Genomic DNA, 15327 nt, shown 5'->3' on the forward strand with positions numbered 1-15327 from the left:
ATTGCGTCGCCGCGACATTGTTCGCCGCCACGGCGGGTTTGCCGTGTCGCAAGAAATTGAAGGGGCGGGCGTTAGCGGCCGGCGCATCAACGCCGCGGCCCTTTGCCTGATCAGCGTGGGTTTGCACTTGAACGCATTGCATGCTCGAAAGCGGCGAAACGGATGTGGCGCGATCGCGGGTCGCGCGCGAAGTGAGCGTCGGCTCCGCACGATCGCCCACTTCATCTGTTCGCTCGAATCCGCAGAATCATGCTGCCGAAGGTCCGTCACCGGATGCTTCGGCAGGTGGCCCTGTCCTGGCCCGACTTATCGTCCGGATGGCGCTCCGGGACCGATGTTCTTTTCCAGGAAGGCCTGCAACGTGTTGTAGAACTCGACGTTGTTCTTCTCGGTATAGAAGCCGTGGCCTTCGCCGGGCTTGCTCAGCCATTCGTACGGCTTGTGGGCGGCATCGAGCGCGGCGCGCATGGCCTTGGCCTGGGCAAAGGGCGCCCGCTGGTCGGCCTCGCCGTGAACGAGCAACACCGGTGCGCTGATCTTGTCGGCCAACTGAGCGGGCGAGTTCGCGTCGAGGTCGGCATCGTCCTTGCCGATGACGGTCGTCAGGTAGCTGATGCCGGACTTGCGTTCGCGGATGTCTCCCTTCTTGTACATCATCTTCAGGTCGTAGATGCCGGCGTAACCGACAGCGCACTTGAACAGGCCCGGTGCCCGGATGGTGGTCATCATGGCGGAATAGCCTCCGAAGCTGCCGCCATAGACGCAGACGCGTTTGGCGTCGGCGTAACCTTTCTCGATGGCCCACTTCACGCCGTCAATCAGGTCCTGCTGGACGCGGGTTCCCCATTTCAGGTACGCGGCTTCCTCGAAGTCGGCGCCACGGCCACTGGACCCGCGATAGTTCACCTGGAGCACGAGGTACCCGCGGTTGGCCAGGAACTGGGCGTCGTTGTCGTAGAACCAGTCGTCCTGTACGCCGATGGGCCCGCCATGGGGCAGCAAGACCATCGGCAGGTTCGTTTCAGGCCGGCCCTTGGGCAGGGTCAGGATAGCTTCCAGCTCCGTGCCGTCGCTGGCCTTGAATCGCAGCGGCCGGCGTTCCGCCATGTCTTTCGGATTGATCCACGGTGCCGTGGCAAACAGCTTGATGACTTGATAGTTGTGCGTGTCGATCAGGAAATACGTGCCCGGATCGCGGTCGCTGTCGACGGAGAACAGCAGCTTGCTGCCATCCTCGCTGAAATTGATGAAGTGTACATAGCTGCCGGGAAACTTCATGCTCAACGCGCGATGCAGTTTGGCAGTCGGCGCGTTCATGTCGATGTAGCTGAACTCCGGCTTGCCGGTGGCCGGCACGGTGGCGAACGGCGCGTATGGCCAGGCCGTCCACTCGATGATGCCGACGCTGGAGAAATCGTCGCTGGACAGCACCTTGCGTGACGCGCCATTTTCGTCCTGTTCGACCAGCGAGGTCGGGCCGCCGCCAATGGCATAGCGGGCATAAATGCGCTGCTGGTCGGGTGAAAAGTGGATGGGAACAAAACTTCCGCCAACCTGGGCCGAGGTCATCTTTGTCCAGCCGCCGGGCTGCTGGTGATACACCACGTAGTCCCAGTTGTCGTTGCGACCATACGCGTAATGCGCCTTGCCATCGACGCCGACCATGAAGCTCATGTCGGCGACGCGAATGTCCCCGATCAGGTGCTTGCTGCCCTTGTCGGCATTGACGTCGTAAAGCGAACTGGTGTTCTTGCTGTCCCAACTCTGCGCGGCCATGTAGAAGTGCCCGTTGGCAGGCATCGGCAGACCGTCGACCGAGCCCCAGCCCGTGGTGCGCGAACCCATCTGGCTCTGGTAACCGTACAGATAGTCCTGGCGCTTGCCGTCGATGTCCGTGGCAATCACCTCGCCCGTCGCCATGGGTTTGTCGATCGAGCCGAACTGCTTGGCTTTTTCCACCACCAGTCGGGTGTCGCTTACCCAAGTGATGCCGGCCGGGCGCTCATACTTCGGCAGGCGCAGCATGCTGATCGGCTGCTTGGTATCGTTCACGCTATAGATGACCAGCGCATACGAGTCGCCGCTGGCGTCGGCCATGCTGACGGCAAGATGTTGCCCGTTCGGCGACAGTGTCGGCATGGACAGTTGCGCATGACGCGCGAAGGCCTCGACCGGGATCAGGTCGGTAGCCGCAACCGCGGCGGGCAACAGCAGACAGACAGCAGACAGCACGGTCCGCGCAAGGCAACGAGACATCGGTTTTCTCCCCTGTGGCTCCGTGGAACAAATTCGACCGTCCGGAGCGAGACGGTAAAGTCGTTGTGCCCCTTTTCGGCGGCGTTTGACGGCATGCCTCGTCCAGACTCCCCAGTACGGACGATGACACGGCGATTCTAGTTCTTGAGGAAGCCCGGGCGAAAGCCTTGGATGGGGCGGGACTCGCCAGCTCGAGAGTCCCTGCCGCAGGGTCATGTCCGACCTCTCCGGCACTGCCTCCCGCCATCTGGCCAAAGGCGGGCAGGGACAGGAGTGGCGGAAGCCGTCTGCCACGTTGTACCGCTACACTTGGTCTTTGCTCGCCGCCCGGTTGCCATGTCCCAGCCCTACATCGTCGATATCAATCCCGTCGCGTTCCATCTCGGCCCGGTGCAGGTGCACTGGTACGGCCTGATGTATCTGCTGGGCTTCTTTTTCGTGGCCGTGCTGGGCGAATACCGGCGCCGGCGCGGGCGCCTGCCGGTCACCCGCGATGCGCTGGGGGACCTGCTGTTCTACGGCATGCTCGGCGTGATCGCGGGCGGGCGCATCTGGTATATGCTGTTCTATGCCGACATCGACTGGATCTGGACCGCACCGCTGACCCTGTTCAAGGTGTGGGACGGCGGGATGAGCTTCCACGGCGGCCTGCTCGGCGTGCTGGCGGCTGGCTGGTGGTGGTCGCGGCGGCAGAAGCTGCACTTCTTCGACACCATCGATTTCGTGGCGCCGCTGGTGCCGATCGGGCTGGGGCTGGGTCGGCTGGGCAACTTCATCAATGGCGAGCTGTGGGGCAAGCCGAGCGACGTGTCGTGGGCGATGATCTTCCCCCAGGCGCCGGACCGGCTGCCGCGGCATCCCTCGCAGTTGTACGAGATGCTGCTGGAAGGCCTGGTGATGTTCGTGGTGTTGTGGCTGGTCTCGCTGAAGCCGCGGCCGCGCTACCTGGTGTCGGGCCTGTTCGCGCTGCTGTACGGCTGCTTCCGTTTCGCGGTGGAATTCGTGCGCGTGCCCGACGCGCAACTGGGCTACTTGTTCGGCACGTCGTGGGTGACGATGGGGCAGATGCAGTCGTTGCCGTTGATCGCCGTCGGGCTGGTGCTGATCGCGATGTCGCGCCGGGCGCCGACGCTGCCGCTGGCTTCCGCTCCGTAGGGCGGGCACGGCCCGCCCTGCGGAACGCAGTCACTCAGAAATTCCGGTCGCCGCCCAGGATGTCGCCCAACCCGCCGAGGATCGATCCCTCGCCACGACGCTGGCCACCGCCTTGCGGTGCCGCGGCCAGCATGCGGCCGGCCATGCGCGAGAACGGCAGCGATTGCAGCCACACCGTGCCCTGTCCGGTGAGCGTGGCGAGGAACACGCCTTCGCCGCCGAACAGCATGCTCTTGATGCCGCCGACCGGCTTGACGTCCATGTTCACCGTGTCGTGGAAGGCGACCACGCAGCCGGTATCCACGTCGAGCCGTTCGCCGGCCTTCAGCTCGCGCTGCACCACGGTGCCGCCGGCGTGCACGAACACCCAGCCGTCGCCTTCGAGCTTCTGCATGATGAAACCCTCGCCGCCGAACAGGCCGGTCAGGATCTTGCGCTGGAAGAAGATGCCCAACTGCACGCCGCGGGCGCCGGCCAGGAACGCATCCTTCTGGCAGATCAGCCGGCCGCCATGGTCGGACAGCTTCATCGCCATCACCGTGCCGGGGTAGGGCGCGGCGAACGCGACCTTCGCCTTGCCCTGGCCGGTGTGCGTGAACACGGTGGTGAACAGGCTTTCGCCGGTGATCACCCGCTTGCCGGCGGACATCAGCTTGTCCATCAGCCCGCCGCCGCTCTGGCCGCCGCTGGAGCCGTCGCCGAACACGGTGTCCATCTGCACGGCGGCTTCCTTGTACATCAGCGCACCTGCCTCGGCGATCGCGCTTTCGCCCGGGTCCAGCTCGATCTCGACGAACTGCATGTCGCTGCCGACGATGCGGTAGTCGATCTCGTCGGCGCGGCCGCCGCCCATCGACGCCGGCATCGGCGGTGGCGCCAGCGGCGTGCCGCCCAGCTCGGCCACGCTGCGGATCGGCTTCCATTCGGTGAAGCCTTCGCTCCAGCAATAGCCGTCGGGCTGTCGCCGGGCCTGTTCCCGCGCCGCGGCGTCATCGAGCGGGCCGATCCGGTCGGTGTTCTTGCCGTAGCTGAAAAACCACTGGGCCATGTTCGGTCTCCTTGCTGGAAAAGCCCGAGTCTATGTCGTGCCAGCGCGCGGCGGCAGTGACCGTTGTCATGCCCCTCGGGCTAGAATCGGCGGATGCGCGCTTACCTCGACCTGCTTCGCCACGTCCTCGACCACGGCACCGAAAAGACCGACCGTACCGGCACCGGCACGCGCAGCGTGTTCGGCTGGCAGATGCGCTTCGATCTCAACCGGGGCTTCCCGCTGGTCACCACCAAGAAGCTGCATCTGAAGTCGATCGTGCACGAGCTGATCTGGTTCCTGCGCGGCGACACCAACATCGGCTACCTGAAAGAACATGGCGTGCGGATCTGGGACGAGTGGGCCGACGAAAACGGCGACCTCGGTCCGGTTTACGGCGAGCAGTGGCGCGCCTGGCGCACCGCCGACGGTGGCGTGGTCGACCAGATCGCCTGGGTGATCGACGAGATCGGGCGCAACCCCGATTCGCGGCGACTCATCGTCAATGCCTGGAACGTGGGCGAACTGCCGAAGATGGCGCTGCTGCCGTGTCACACGATGTTCCAGTTCTACGTGGCGGACGGAAAGCTCAGCTGCCAGCTGTACCAGCGCTCGGGCGACATCTTCCTGGGCGTGCCGTTCAACATCGCCAGCTACGCGCTGCTGACCCACATGGTGGCGCAGGTCTGCGGGCTGGGCGTGGGTGATTTCGTGCACACGCTGGGTGACGCCCATCTGTACAACAACCATCTGGAACAGGCGCGGCTGCAGCTGAGCCGCGACGAGCTGCCGTTGCCGCAGCTGAAGCTCGATCCGACGGTGCGCTCGATCTTCGATTTCCGCTACGAGGACGTCACCATCGAAGGCTACCGGTCGCACCCGGCGATCAAGGCCGCGGTCGCGGTCTAGGCCTGCGGCTGGAGCCTGCCGAGGCCGGTCGGGAAGGGTGGAATGTCGTCGCAGCCTTGGCGCGGCCTGTTAATATCCAGAGCGATTCGGCGGCATCTTCCCCGGGTGCCGGTCGCCCCCATGAACCAGCCTTACAAGGATTCGCCATGGCCATCTCGCTGATTGCTGCACTCGACGAAAACTTCGCGATCGGCCGCAAGGGACAGCTGCCCTGGCACCTGCCCGATGACCTGCGCTGGTTCAAGCAGCTGACCACCGGCAAGAACGTGTTGATGGGTTACAACACGGCGTTGTCGATCGGCCGCGCGTTGCCGGACCGGGTCAACCTGGTGCTCAGCCGCCGCCACGAGGCGCCGTATCCGGGACAGATCACCGTGCGCTCCATCGAAGAGGCGCAGGCGCGCTGCGACAACACCGGGCTGATGGTGATCGGCGGCGGCATGGTGTTCCGCGAGGCATTGCAGCGCGCGCGCCGCATGTATCTCACCTGGGTCAGCGCCGCCGTCGATGGCGCCGACACATTCTTTCCGGGCGTGCATTTCAGCGAATGGACCGAGGTGTCGCGCGTACACCACAAGGCCGATGCGGACCATGCCTACGATTTCGACATGGTCGAGTACCTGCGCAACAGCTGACGACCATGCCGGTCGAGCCCAAACCGGTCATGCACGTGATGGCCGCGGTCATGCTCGACGCGCTGGGCCGCGTGTTGCTGGCGCAGCGACCGCCGGGCAAGCACCTGGCGGGCCTGTGGGAGTTTCCCGGCGGCAAGCTGGAGGCGGGCGAAACGCCCTTCGAGGCGCTGGCGCGCGAGTTGCGCGAGGAGATCGGCGTCATCCTGCTGCGGGCCGAGCCGCTGATCCGCGTGCCTTGCCACTATCCCGACCGCGAGCTGTTGCTCGATACCTGGCAGACCGCGCAATGGGAAGGCGAACCGCAATCGCTGGAGGGCCAGGCCCTGCAATGGCTGCCGCCGGAGCAGGTCGACCCCTCCATGCTGACCCGGGCCGACCGCGCGATCCTGCAGGCCTTGCGCCTGCCCTCCCGCTACGCCATCACCCCGGCCGACGTGCCGCCGGAGCAGGCCGGCGCGTGGTTCGAGCGCATCGGCCAGGCGATCGAACGCAGCCCACAACTGGTGCAGTTGCAGTTGCCGTTGTGGCCGCGCGAGATGGTGCGCGAACTGGCTACCGGCCTGCTGCCACTGGCCCGGCGCCATGGTTCGCAACTGCTGCTGCACGGTGACATCGAGGGTGCGCGGTTGCTGGGTATCGGCGTGCAGTTGCGCAGTCGCGAGCTGGAGGCGCTTGGCGAACGCCCCCTGCCGCCGTCGCAGCTGATCGGCGCCAGTTGCCATGACGCGACCGACCTTGCCCGGGCCGAGCAGCTGGGCGTGGATTTCGCCACCCTGGCGCCGGTCGCCGCCACGCCCACCTGTCTGCAGACTCCGCCCTTGGGCTGGACCTGCTTCCAGTCGCTGGCAGAAGCTGCTGCATTGCCCGTCTATGCGCTGGGCGGCCTGGCGCCAGCGCACATCGCCCAGGCCCGGATCCATAGCGGTCAGGGCATCGCGGGAACCCGCGAGTTCTGGCCGTGACGTAGCGATCGCGGGCACTGCCCGCCGGTTTTGCGCCGCATCATCAAGCGCGGCGTGCCAGTTCCAGATAGCGCTGGTGCAGATGGGCAACTGCCTGGTCGAGGGCGGCTTCGTCACCGCTGTTGTCGATGACGTCGTGGGCGATGGCCAGGCGTGCTTCGCGCCGGGCCTGATGGGCCAGCATGCGGCGAGCCAGCGTCTCGTCGATGCCGTCTCGCGCCGTCAGGCGGACAAGTTGCGTTGCTTCGGGCGCATCGACCAGCAGCACGCGATCGATCCAGCGGTAGTGTTCGATGTTCTCGACCAGCAGCGGAATGGCCAGCAGGCAATAAGGGCCCGCTTCGGCCATCACGCGGTCGTGCAGCCACTGCCGCACGCGCGGATGGATGATGGCCTCCAGCGTGCGGCGCGCGCCCGGGTCGGCGAAGACGCGTTGGCGCATGGCGGCGCGATCCAGGCGACCGGCATCGTCCAGCACGTCGGCCCCGAATGCCGCGACCACTTCGGCCAGGCCCGACGTGCCGGGTTCGATCACGTCGCGGGCTGCCACGTCGGCGTCATGCACGTGCACGCCCAGCGCCTCGAAGCGCCGCGTCACCGCGGTCTTGCCGGCGGCGACGCCACCGGTGAGCCCGATCACCAGCGCCGCTCGATGCCCGGTCATCGCATGCCGGTCAGATGCAGGTAGCCGTCCAGCAGATCCGGGCCGGCCACGAACCAGACCCAGCCGGCGGCGGCGATGAACGGACCGAACGGCATCGGGATCTCGCGCTCATGCTTGCGCAGGGCGATCAGGCTGCCGCCCACCAGCGCGCCGATCAGCGAGGACAGCAGCACGATCGGCAGCAGCGCGACCGGGCCCATCCACGCGCCCAGGGCCGCCAGCAGCTTGAAGTCGCCGTAGCCCATGCCTTCCTTGCCGGTCAGCAGCTTGAACCCCCAGTACACGCTCCACAGGCTGAGGTAGCCGATCGCCGCGGCAAGAATCGCGCTGGGGGCGCTGACGAACATCGGCAGCAGCGACAGCAACAGACCAAGCCACAACAGCGGCAACGTCAGCTGATCGGGCAGCAATTGAGTGCGAAAGTCGATGCCGGCTGCCGCGATCAAGACCCAGGTGAACACCAGTCCCGCCAGCGCGGCCCACGAAGGCCCGAACTTCCACACGATCGCCGCGCTCAGGATGCCGCTGAGCAACTCCACCAGCGGGTACTGGATCGAGATCCTGGTCTGGCAATAGCGGCAGCGCCCGCGCAGCAGCAGCCAGCCGAACAGTGGGATGTTGTCCAGCGCCGACAGCGGATGCTTGCATTGCGGGCAGTGCGAAGGCTCGCGCACGATGCCCGGCGGCATGGGCTCGGCGTCGCCCTCGATCTCCAGCACATCACGGGCCTCGTGGCGCCAGGCCGCGGCCATGCGCTCGGGCAGGCGCAGGATCACCACGTTGAGAAAGCTGCCCACCAGCAAGCCGAGCACGGCGGCCAGGGCAATCCAGAGGGCGAAGGGAAGATCGGGCATGCGTCAGCCTTGCTTTTAAGGCCCCTCTCCCTGCGGGAGAGGGGGTGGGGAGAGGGTACGGCGCCGAGCGAAGTTCAAAATCGCCTCAAGCACCGCCTCGGTTTCCTGCAAAACCTGATTGTCCCAGAATCTCAGCACCACGAGGCCTCGTCGCTCCAGCGCACGCGTACGGATGCTGTCCGTTTCCTCGTCGTGTTGCGAACCATCGATCTCGACGACCAGCCCGAGTTCTTCGCAGAAGAAGTCGGCGATATACGGCGGGATGGGGTGCTGACGGCGGAACTTGAGCCCGGCGAGGCGTTTGGCGCGCAGGTGATACCAGAGTTTGAGTTCGGCGTCGGTGCTGGCGGTGCGCAGCAACTTGGCGGTAGTCAACGTTCTGGTGGGCAGAGGCGGTTTGTGGCGCATCGCTTGAACCGTACCCTCTCCCCAGCCCCTCTCACCCGCAAGGGGACTCCCTCAGGGTCGCCGAAGGGAGAGGGGCTCTTCGGTCAGACCGTACCGGCGAGCTTGAAGATCGGCAAGTACAGCGCCACCACCATGCCGCCCACGATACCGCCCAGCACCACCATGATGATCGGCTCGAGCAGGGTGGACAGGGTGTCGACCGCGTTCTCCACTTCTTCCTCGTAGAACTCGGCCACCTTGAACAGCATGTTGTCCAGTGCGCCGGATTCTTCGCCGATGGCGGTCATCTGCACCACCATGTTCGGGAACAGGCCGGTCTGCTTCATCGCCAGCTGCAGCTGATGACCGACCGAGATGTCGTCGCGCATCTGTTTCACGGCGTCGCCATAGACGATGCTGCCGGTGGCGCCCGAAACGGCCTCCAGCGCCTCGACCAGCGGCACGCCGGCGCGGAAGGTCACGCCCAGCGTGCGCGAGAAGCGGGCGATCGCCGAGTTGCGCACGATATTGCCCATCACCGGCAACTTCAGCGACAGCCGGTCCAGGAAGTGGGCGAATTTCAGCGAGCGCTTCTTGGCGAAGACGATCGCCACGATGCTGCCGATGATGCTGCCGATCACCAGCCACCAGTAGCTCTGCATGAACTCCGACATGTTCACCAGCACCTGGGTCGGTGCGGGCAGGTCGGCACCGGCGTCCTGGAAGGTCTTGGAGAACACCGGCACCACGAACAGCAGCATGATCAGCATGACCAGGAACACCACGGCCAGCACCATCATGGGGTAGAACAGTGCCTTCTTGATCTTCTTCTTGATCGCCTCGGTGCGTTCCTTGTAGGTCGCCACGGTGTCCAGCACGGTGTCCAGCACGCCGGAGGCTTCGCCGGCGTGGACCAGGTTGCAGTAGAGCTCGTCGAACTGTACCGGGTAGCGGCCCAGCGCTTCATGCAGGGACGCACCGCCCTCGATGTTCTGCTTCACGTCCAGCAGGATGTTCTTGAAGCGGACGTTCTTCTGGCCATCGGCGATGATGTCGAAGGCCTGCACCATCGGCACGCCGGACGCCATCATGGTGGCGATCTGGCGGCTGAAGACGGCCACGTCGCCCGGCTTCACCGTGCTGCCGGAGGAACCGAACAGGGGCTTGGAGCGCTCGCGCACGGTCTGCGGGTTCATGCCCTGGCGGCGCAGTTCGGCCTTCACCAGCGAGGCGTTCTTCGCCGGCATGTCCCCCTTCATGCGCTTGCCGCGCTTGTCCAGCGCCACCCATTCGTAGGTGGTCAGCTTGCTGACTTCGGCACGTTGGGCGCCGAGCGCGCGCGCCTTGTCGATATTCGTTGCGGTAGCCGTGGCCATGCGCATCTTCCCCCAGTGGTCCAGTCCCGGCGCCGTCCCCGCGGGCGGCAAACAAGATATTCGTGAAGCTTATGTCATTTCTGCCCCGCCAAACCGTGGCGCCGGACGCAACTTCGGTGCGGCGGCGGTCGCGGTTCGCTGCTTATTCCTTCGTCACGCGGTCGATCTCGATCAGGCTGGTCAGGCCCTGCTTCACCTTCAGCAGGGCCGAAGCGCGCAGGTCGTTCACCCCGGCGGCCTTGGCCGCGGCGGCGATCTCCATGGTGTTGCCGCCCTGCAGGATGATCTTCTGGATCTCCTCCAGCATCGGCATCACCTGATAAATGCCCACGCGGCCCTTGTAGCCGTCATTGCAGCCGTCGCAACCGCCGGCCTCGTAGATCGTCATCCCCTCGTCGATATCGGCCTGGCTGAAGCCGGCCGCCAGCAGCACCTGTGGCGGCAGATCCATCGGCTTCTTGCAATCATGCAGGCGCCGCGCCAGGCGCTGGGCGATGATCAGGGTGACCGACGAGGTGATGTTGTACGGGGCGATGCCCATGTTCATCAGGCGCGAAACCGTCTGCGCCGCGTCGTTGGTGTGCAGGGTGGACAGCACCATGTGGCCGGTCTGCGCGGCCTTGATCGCGATCTCGGCGGTTTCCAGGTCGCGGATTTCGCCGACCATGATCACGTCCGGATCCTGGCGCAGGAACGAGCGCAGGGCGCTGGCGAAGGTCATGCCGCGCTTGACGTTCTGCTGCACCTGGTTGATGCCTTCCACGCGGATTTCGACCGGATCTTCCACGGTGGAAATGTTGCGTTCGGGCGTATTGAGCATGTTCAGGCCGGTGTACAGCGACACCGTCTTGCCCGAGCCGGTGGGGCCGGTGACCAGCACCAAGCCATAGGGTTTGTGGATCGCGTCGATGTAGAGCTTCTGCTGATCCGGCTCGTAGCCCAGCTTCTCGATGCCGATCTTGGCCGAGGAGCCGTCCAGGATACGCATCACGATCTTCTCGCCGAACAGCGTCGGCAGCACGCTGACGCGGAAGTCGACCGCGCGGGTCTTGGACAGGTTGAGCTTGATGCGGCCGTCCTGCGGCACGCGCTTTTCGGCGATATCCAGCTGAGACATCACCTTGATGCGCGACGAGATCCGGTTGGCCATCTTCATCGGCGGGTTGGCCACCGTGCTGAGGATGCCGTCCATGCGCACGCGCACCCGGTACTGCGTCTCGAACGGTTCGAAATGGATGTCCGAGGCGCCGCGACGGATCGCATCGACCAGCACCTTGTTGACGAACTTCACCACCGGCGCGTCGTCGTTGCCGGTGGCATCGACGCCGCTGCTCGATTCGTTCTCGCCGTCACCAGCCTCGATATCGAGCTCGTCGAGGTCGCCGCCGCCCATGTCCGGCATGGTGTTGCGCAGGTTGTTCAGCAGGCTTTCGATCACCTTCTGCAGCGAGTTGCGCTCCACCAGGATCGGCTCGACCATGCAGTTGGAGTGGAACTTGATCTCGTCCAGCGCATGCGACTGCATCGGGTCGGCGATGCCCACGTAAAGCCGCTTGCCGCGACGGAACAGCGGCAGCGCCTGGTGCTTGGTGATCAAGGCCTCGCTGATCAGGTCCAGCGGCATCGTGGTCGGATTCAACGAGGCCACGTCCATCATCGGCATGCCGAACTCGACCGACGCCACCCGCGGCAGCTCCGCACTATCGACCAAGCCGTGATCCAGCAACCAGGTACCCAGCGCAGCCTTCTGCTGCCCGCTGTCCGCCATGGCCTTGCGGACCACGTCCTCCGCCATCACGCCTTCGGACACCAGCCGGCGCGCCATGCCGGACAGACCCGTAAGCGACGGTTGCAATTGAGATGACATAAACGGCTCGACCTTGCCCCTGTATGTTGTTGAATCTACCGCAGTCCGCCCCGCAGGTCACCCACTGAATGCAATTCCCCGCGGGTCACCGCCGGATAGCTCGACGCAGCGCACAAACGCCTGGCGCGGTCGCCTCTCCAGGGTTACCCGGAAGCCGCAGGGTAGATTCCTCCCCCTGCTCGCAGGGGGAGGGCAGGAGGGGGGCAAGCTCTTGATCCAATCCCCGAGATCCCCGCACTGCCAACTCCCCGCCTGACCCCATCTCCCCTTCACGCTATGATCCCCCGGCCACCCCGGGGGAACCACCTGTTGAATCGCCTCAGCATCATCCTGCCCGCCAAGAATGAAGCGCCCGCGCTGGCGGCCCTGCTGCCGCGCCTGCGTGCCGCCCACCCCGACGCCGAAATCATCGTGGTCGACGACGGCTCCACCGACGACACCCGCAGCATCTGCAAGGGCAACGAGATCACCTGCCTCAGCGCGCCGTACTCCATGGGCAACGGCGCGGCGATCAAGCGCGGCGCCCGGGCTGCCAGCGGCGACATCCTGGTGTTCATGGACGGTGACGGCCAGCACGACCCCGCGGACATCAAGCGCCTGCTCGACCAGCTGAACCGCGGCTACGACATGGTCGTCGGCGCCCGTGACTGGGACAGCCAGGCCGGCGTCGGCCGAGGCCTGGCCAACACCTTGTACAACTGGCTCGCCACCCGCATGACCGGCCATCCGGTGCTCGACCTCACCTCCGGCTTCCGTGCCGTACGCGCGGACAAGTTCCGCGAATTCCTGCACCTGCTGCCCAACGGCTTCAGCTACCCCACCACCAGCACCATGGCGTTCTTCCGCAGCGCCTACGCCGTGGCCTACATCCCCATCAAGGCCGCCCAGCGCATCGGGCGTAGCCACATCAAACCCATGCGCGACGGCCTGCGCTTCCTGCTGATCATCTTCAAGATTGCCACGCTGTACTCGCCGCTGAAGCTGTTCGTGCCGGCGAGCGTGGTGTTCTTCCTGCTGGGCTGCGCCAACTACGCGTGGACCTTCATGCACGAAGGTCGCCTCACCAACATGAGCACGCTGCTGTGGAGCGCGGCGGTGATCGTGTTTCTGATCGGGTTGGTTTCCGAGCAGATCACCGGACTGATGTATCGGCGCGATGCATGATTGGTCTTGGCAATAGCGTGGCTGACCCGATCCATTCTTGGGAGGATTGACGCGCTGGCCCTCTTAGTCAACCAACTCTATTTCCCTTTCTCGCTGAGCAGAAAAATGATGGCGAGGCACACGCACAGGATCGTCGACATGCTGTCAGCTGGAACGCAATGAGCGCCAGTCGTACGTTTGTTCTGGTTACCAGCTCCTTCCCCATTCGGAACGACGGTAGTGAAGCAGCCGGCTCATTTGTGGTCGATCTGGCGGAGGAGCTTGCCGAGCACGTCTTGGTGCGTGTGGTCGCGCCAGGCTTGGCAACCTCACGTGAGCAGTGGTCACCTCAAGTGGAGGTCTTTCGCTATGCCGCGCCGGTGAAGCCACTATCCACGCTCAAACCGTGGTTGCCGGGCGATTTTCGTTGGATCGTTCGCGTAATGCGCGGTGGATTGTCCGCAACGCGTGCGGCAATCGGTGATGGGACGTCTCACGTGCTTGCATTGTGGGCTCTGCCGTGTGGCGAATGGGTACGCAGAGCCGTGCATAGACACAGCATCGGATACTCCGTATGGATGCTTGGTAGTGACGTGTGGTCGTTGGGACGCATACCCGTGCTGCGTGGCAGCCTTGCACGCGTCATCCGTGAAGCGAGACATGCCTACGCCGACGGTTATCAATTGGCCAAGGCAGCCCAGCAGATTGGTAAGGTGCCAGTTAAGTTTCTTCCCAGCACACGCCGGATTAGCGTCGTTGATCCGTTGCCATCACGTGTTGAGCCACCTTACCGCTTGGTTTTTCTGGGGCGCTGGCACCGTAATAAGGGAGTGGACTTGCTGCTGGATGCGCTGGCCTCGCTGGACGACAGCGATTGGCTTCGCATCCAATGTGTCGAGATCTATGGTGGTGGTCCGTTGCAGGCCCTTGTACACGAGCGCGTTGCAGCATTGCAGTCCGAGGGGCGTCAAGTTCGGGTCGGCGGATTCCTCGTCAAGGCCGATGCCGAGGCCGCCATCATGCATGCGGACTGGCTCGTGATTCCTTCGCGCATTGAGAGTATTCCGCTGATTTTCTCTGATGCAATGAAACTTGGCTGTCCCGTGATCGCGACACCGGTGGGCGATCTCCCGCAACTGCTTGAGACGTACATGTGTGGGGTCCTTGCTGATTCGGCAGATGCAGCGGGTATCGCAAAGGCCTTGAAGTCATCGTTGCGAAGCAACGCGGCTGACTTTCGTACGGCGACTCGACACGCGGCCGAAGAGTTTTCGATGCGGACGATAGTCGGGCAGTTGCTGCAGGCATCGGGCCGGACGGTTTGAGATGAACGATGCAAGGCGGCAATGGGAAAATCGCGCGGCCAAGGGCATTTCGTCGTTATCCGGTGTCCTGTTTCAGGGGCTTTCCGAACAGGCAAATTCGGCTCTGCACGATTGGCACGCCTGGATCGTTCGCGAGATATTTCTACCCAAGTTGCCCATGGGAGCCAGAATTCTTGATCTGGGCTGTGGTTATGGGCGACTGAGCAGGGTCATCGCGAGGGAGCGCCCGGATATCCAGTTGATTGGCCAGGATCTGGCTATGCCCTATTGTCAGGAATTTTCCGCTTCATGTGGCCCGTGCGCAGTTGCGAGTGCGACGAAACCTCCTTTTGACGCCAACACGTTCGACGGCATCATTTCGATCACGTGCCTGATGTACGTGGGCCGTGCTGAGGTGACGCGAACCTTGGAGGCATTACGCGGGACACTCAAGCCGGAAGGGGTTTTCCTGGCTGTGGACCCAGGCTACGAATTGCAACGGCTGATCGCCCGCTTACGTGGTCGCCGATCACATTCCACGACTGGCGGCCAAGGTTTTACCCGGGACCAGTATCTGGAATCGTTTGAGCGATCATCCTTTGTCGTCACGGAAACAGGGGGCAATCCCTTCCTTTCACTGGCATTGGTCGTTCCGGGAGTTGCTGCGTCGAACGCCTCGTGGGTAGGCTCAGCTCTTTCGAAGCAGGGAGAAAAGGATCAGCGAGCAGGGGGTTATAGCCGATTCGCCTTGCACCGATGGATCATGGCCAGGGTTTCAAGGACGTAGC

At 64.3% G+C, this 15327-nt stretch carries 14 protein-coding genes; 7 read left to right on the forward strand and 7 right to left on the reverse strand.

Going from position 1 to position 15327, the window contains the following annotated elements; all coding sequences use genetic code 11:
- Positions 1-306 precede the first annotated feature (306 nt).
- Positions 307-2472: a S9 family peptidase gene (locus tag ASD82_RS10840; RefSeq protein ID WP_235577721.1), complete on the reverse strand. Its 2166-nt coding sequence runs from the start codon at positions 2470-2472 to the stop codon at positions 307-309.
- Between the two features lie 120 nt (positions 2473-2592).
- Between ASD82_RS10840 and lgt the strand changes: the two genes are divergently transcribed.
- Complete coding sequence (gene lgt, locus ASD82_RS10845) at positions 2593-3411, forward strand: prolipoprotein diacylglyceryl transferase (protein ID WP_056717854.1); 819 nt, start codon at positions 2593-2595, stop codon at positions 3409-3411.
- Between the two features lie 34 nt (positions 3412-3445).
- On the opposite strand, the gene ASD82_RS10850 is transcribed toward lgt, so the two are convergent.
- Positions 3446-4459, reverse strand: a complete 1014-nt coding sequence (locus tag ASD82_RS10850; protein ID WP_056717855.1) for a TIGR00266 family protein — start codon at positions 4457-4459, stop codon at positions 3446-3448.
- Positions 4460-4552: 93 nt separating this feature from the next.
- Between ASD82_RS10850 and ASD82_RS10855 the strand changes: the two genes are divergently transcribed.
- The 3 genes from ASD82_RS10855 to ASD82_RS10865 all read left to right on the forward strand — a co-directional run bounded on the left by ASD82_RS10855 (position 4553) and on the right by ASD82_RS10865 (position 6944).
- Complete coding sequence (locus ASD82_RS10855; RefSeq protein ID WP_056717856.1) at positions 4553-5347, forward strand: thymidylate synthase; 795 nt, start codon at positions 4553-4555, stop codon at positions 5345-5347.
- Between the two features lie 146 nt (positions 5348-5493).
- Positions 5494-5982 carry a dihydrofolate reductase gene (locus ASD82_RS10860; RefSeq protein WP_056717857.1) on the forward strand — a complete coding sequence of 163 codons (489 nt, stop codon included), beginning with the start codon at positions 5494-5496 and terminating at the stop codon, positions 5980-5982.
- 5 nt (positions 5983-5987) lie between these two features.
- A complete protein-coding gene (locus ASD82_RS10865) occupies positions 5988-6944 on the forward strand; it encodes a Nudix family hydrolase (RefSeq protein WP_235580690.1) in 957 nt (318 codons plus the stop codon).
- 43 nt (positions 6945-6987) lie between these two features.
- Here the strand turns inward: ASD82_RS10865 and coaE are convergent, their stop codons facing one another.
- From coaE to pilB, 5 genes are all read right to left on the reverse strand, one after another.
- Complete coding sequence (coaE, locus tag ASD82_RS10870) at positions 6988-7608, reverse strand: dephospho-CoA kinase (protein WP_056717858.1); 621 nt, start codon at positions 7606-7608, stop codon at positions 6988-6990.
- On the reverse strand, positions 7605-8462 hold the full coding sequence (locus ASD82_RS10875; RefSeq protein ID WP_056717859.1) for an A24 family peptidase: 858 nt from the start codon (positions 8460-8462) through the stop codon (positions 7605-7607). Before ASD82_RS10875 ends, coaE begins: the two co-directional genes overlap by 4 nt.
- Before the next feature lie 15 nt (positions 8463-8477).
- Positions 8478-8870, reverse strand: a complete 393-nt coding sequence (locus ASD82_RS10880; RefSeq protein ID WP_056717860.1) for an endonuclease domain-containing protein — start codon at positions 8868-8870, stop codon at positions 8478-8480.
- 83 nt (positions 8871-8953) lie between these two features.
- The gene (locus tag ASD82_RS10885) at positions 8954-10225 is read right to left on the reverse strand and encodes a type II secretion system F family protein (RefSeq protein ID WP_056717861.1); all 1272 of its coding nucleotides are present in this window, start codon (positions 10223-10225) and stop codon (positions 8954-8956) included.
- A gap of 142 nt (positions 10226-10367) precedes the next feature.
- Positions 10368-12092 carry a type IV-A pilus assembly ATPase PilB gene (pilB, locus tag ASD82_RS10890; RefSeq protein WP_056717862.1) on the reverse strand — a complete coding sequence of 575 codons (1725 nt, stop codon included), beginning with the start codon at positions 12090-12092 and terminating at the stop codon, positions 10368-10370.
- A 309-nt stretch (positions 12093-12401) separates the two neighbouring features.
- On the opposite strand from pilB, the gene ASD82_RS10895 reads away from it, so the two are divergent.
- From ASD82_RS10895 to ASD82_RS17380, 3 genes are all read left to right on the forward strand, one after another.
- The gene (locus ASD82_RS10895; protein ID WP_056717863.1) at positions 12402-13256 is read left to right on the forward strand and encodes a glycosyltransferase family 2 protein; all 855 of its coding nucleotides are present in this window, start codon (positions 12402-12404) and stop codon (positions 13254-13256) included.
- 158 nt (positions 13257-13414) lie between these two features.
- A complete protein-coding gene (locus ASD82_RS17375) occupies positions 13415-14560 on the forward strand; it encodes a glycosyltransferase (RefSeq protein ID WP_082585313.1) in 1146 nt (381 codons plus the stop codon).
- A gap of 1 nt (position 14561) precedes the next feature.
- Entirely contained in the window at positions 14562-15326 is a 765-nt protein-coding gene (locus ASD82_RS17380) for a class I SAM-dependent methyltransferase (RefSeq protein ID WP_082585314.1), read from the forward strand.
- The last annotated feature ends 1 nt before the right edge of the window (position 15327 follow it).

It is taken from the genome of Rhodanobacter sp. Root179 (assembly GCF_001428465.1).
Classification (GTDB): domain Bacteria; phylum Pseudomonadota; class Gammaproteobacteria; order Xanthomonadales; family Rhodanobacteraceae; genus Rhodanobacter.

Excerpts from the sequence above, each read along its gene's own strand:
- ASD82_RS10840 (WP_235577721.1), bottom strand. The coding sequence starts at position 2,472 with ATGACCCTGCGGCAGGGACTCTCGAGCTGGCGAGTCCCGCCCCATCCA.
- lgt (WP_056717854.1), top strand. The coding sequence starts at position 2,593 with ATGTCCCAGCCCTACATCGTCGATATCAATCCCGTCGCGTTCCATCTC.
- ASD82_RS10850 (WP_056717855.1), bottom strand. The coding sequence starts at position 4,459 with ATGGCCCAGTGGTTTTTCAGCTACGGCAAGAACACCGACCGGATCGGC.
- ASD82_RS10855 (WP_056717856.1), top strand. The coding sequence starts at position 4,553 with ATGCGCGCTTACCTCGACCTGCTTCGCCACGTCCTCGACCACGGCACC.
- ASD82_RS10860 (WP_056717857.1), top strand. The coding sequence starts at position 5,494 with ATGGCCATCTCGCTGATTGCTGCACTCGACGAAAACTTCGCGATCGGC.
- ASD82_RS10865 (WP_235580690.1), top strand. The coding sequence starts at position 5,988 with ATGCCGGTCGAGCCCAAACCGGTCATGCACGTGATGGCCGCGGTCATG.
- coaE (WP_056717858.1), bottom strand. The coding sequence starts at position 7,608 with ATGACCGGGCATCGAGCGGCGCTGGTGATCGGGCTCACCGGTGGCGTC.
- ASD82_RS10875 (WP_056717859.1), bottom strand. The coding sequence starts at position 8,462 with ATGCCCGATCTTCCCTTCGCCCTCTGGATTGCCCTGGCCGCCGTGCTC.
- ASD82_RS10880 (WP_056717860.1), bottom strand. The coding sequence starts at position 8,870 with ATGCGCCACAAACCGCCTCTGCCCACCAGAACGTTGACTACCGCCAAG.
- ASD82_RS10885 (WP_056717861.1), bottom strand. The coding sequence starts at position 10,225 with ATGGCCACGGCTACCGCAACGAATATCGACAAGGCGCGCGCGCTCGGC.
- pilB (WP_056717862.1), bottom strand. The coding sequence starts at position 12,092 with ATGTCATCTCAATTGCAACCGTCGCTTACGGGTCTGTCCGGCATGGCG.
- ASD82_RS17375 (WP_082585313.1), top strand. The coding sequence starts at position 13,415 with ATGAGCGCCAGTCGTACGTTTGTTCTGGTTACCAGCTCCTTCCCCATT.
- ASD82_RS17380 (WP_082585314.1), top strand. The coding sequence starts at position 14,562 with ATGAACGATGCAAGGCGGCAATGGGAAAATCGCGCGGCCAAGGGCATT.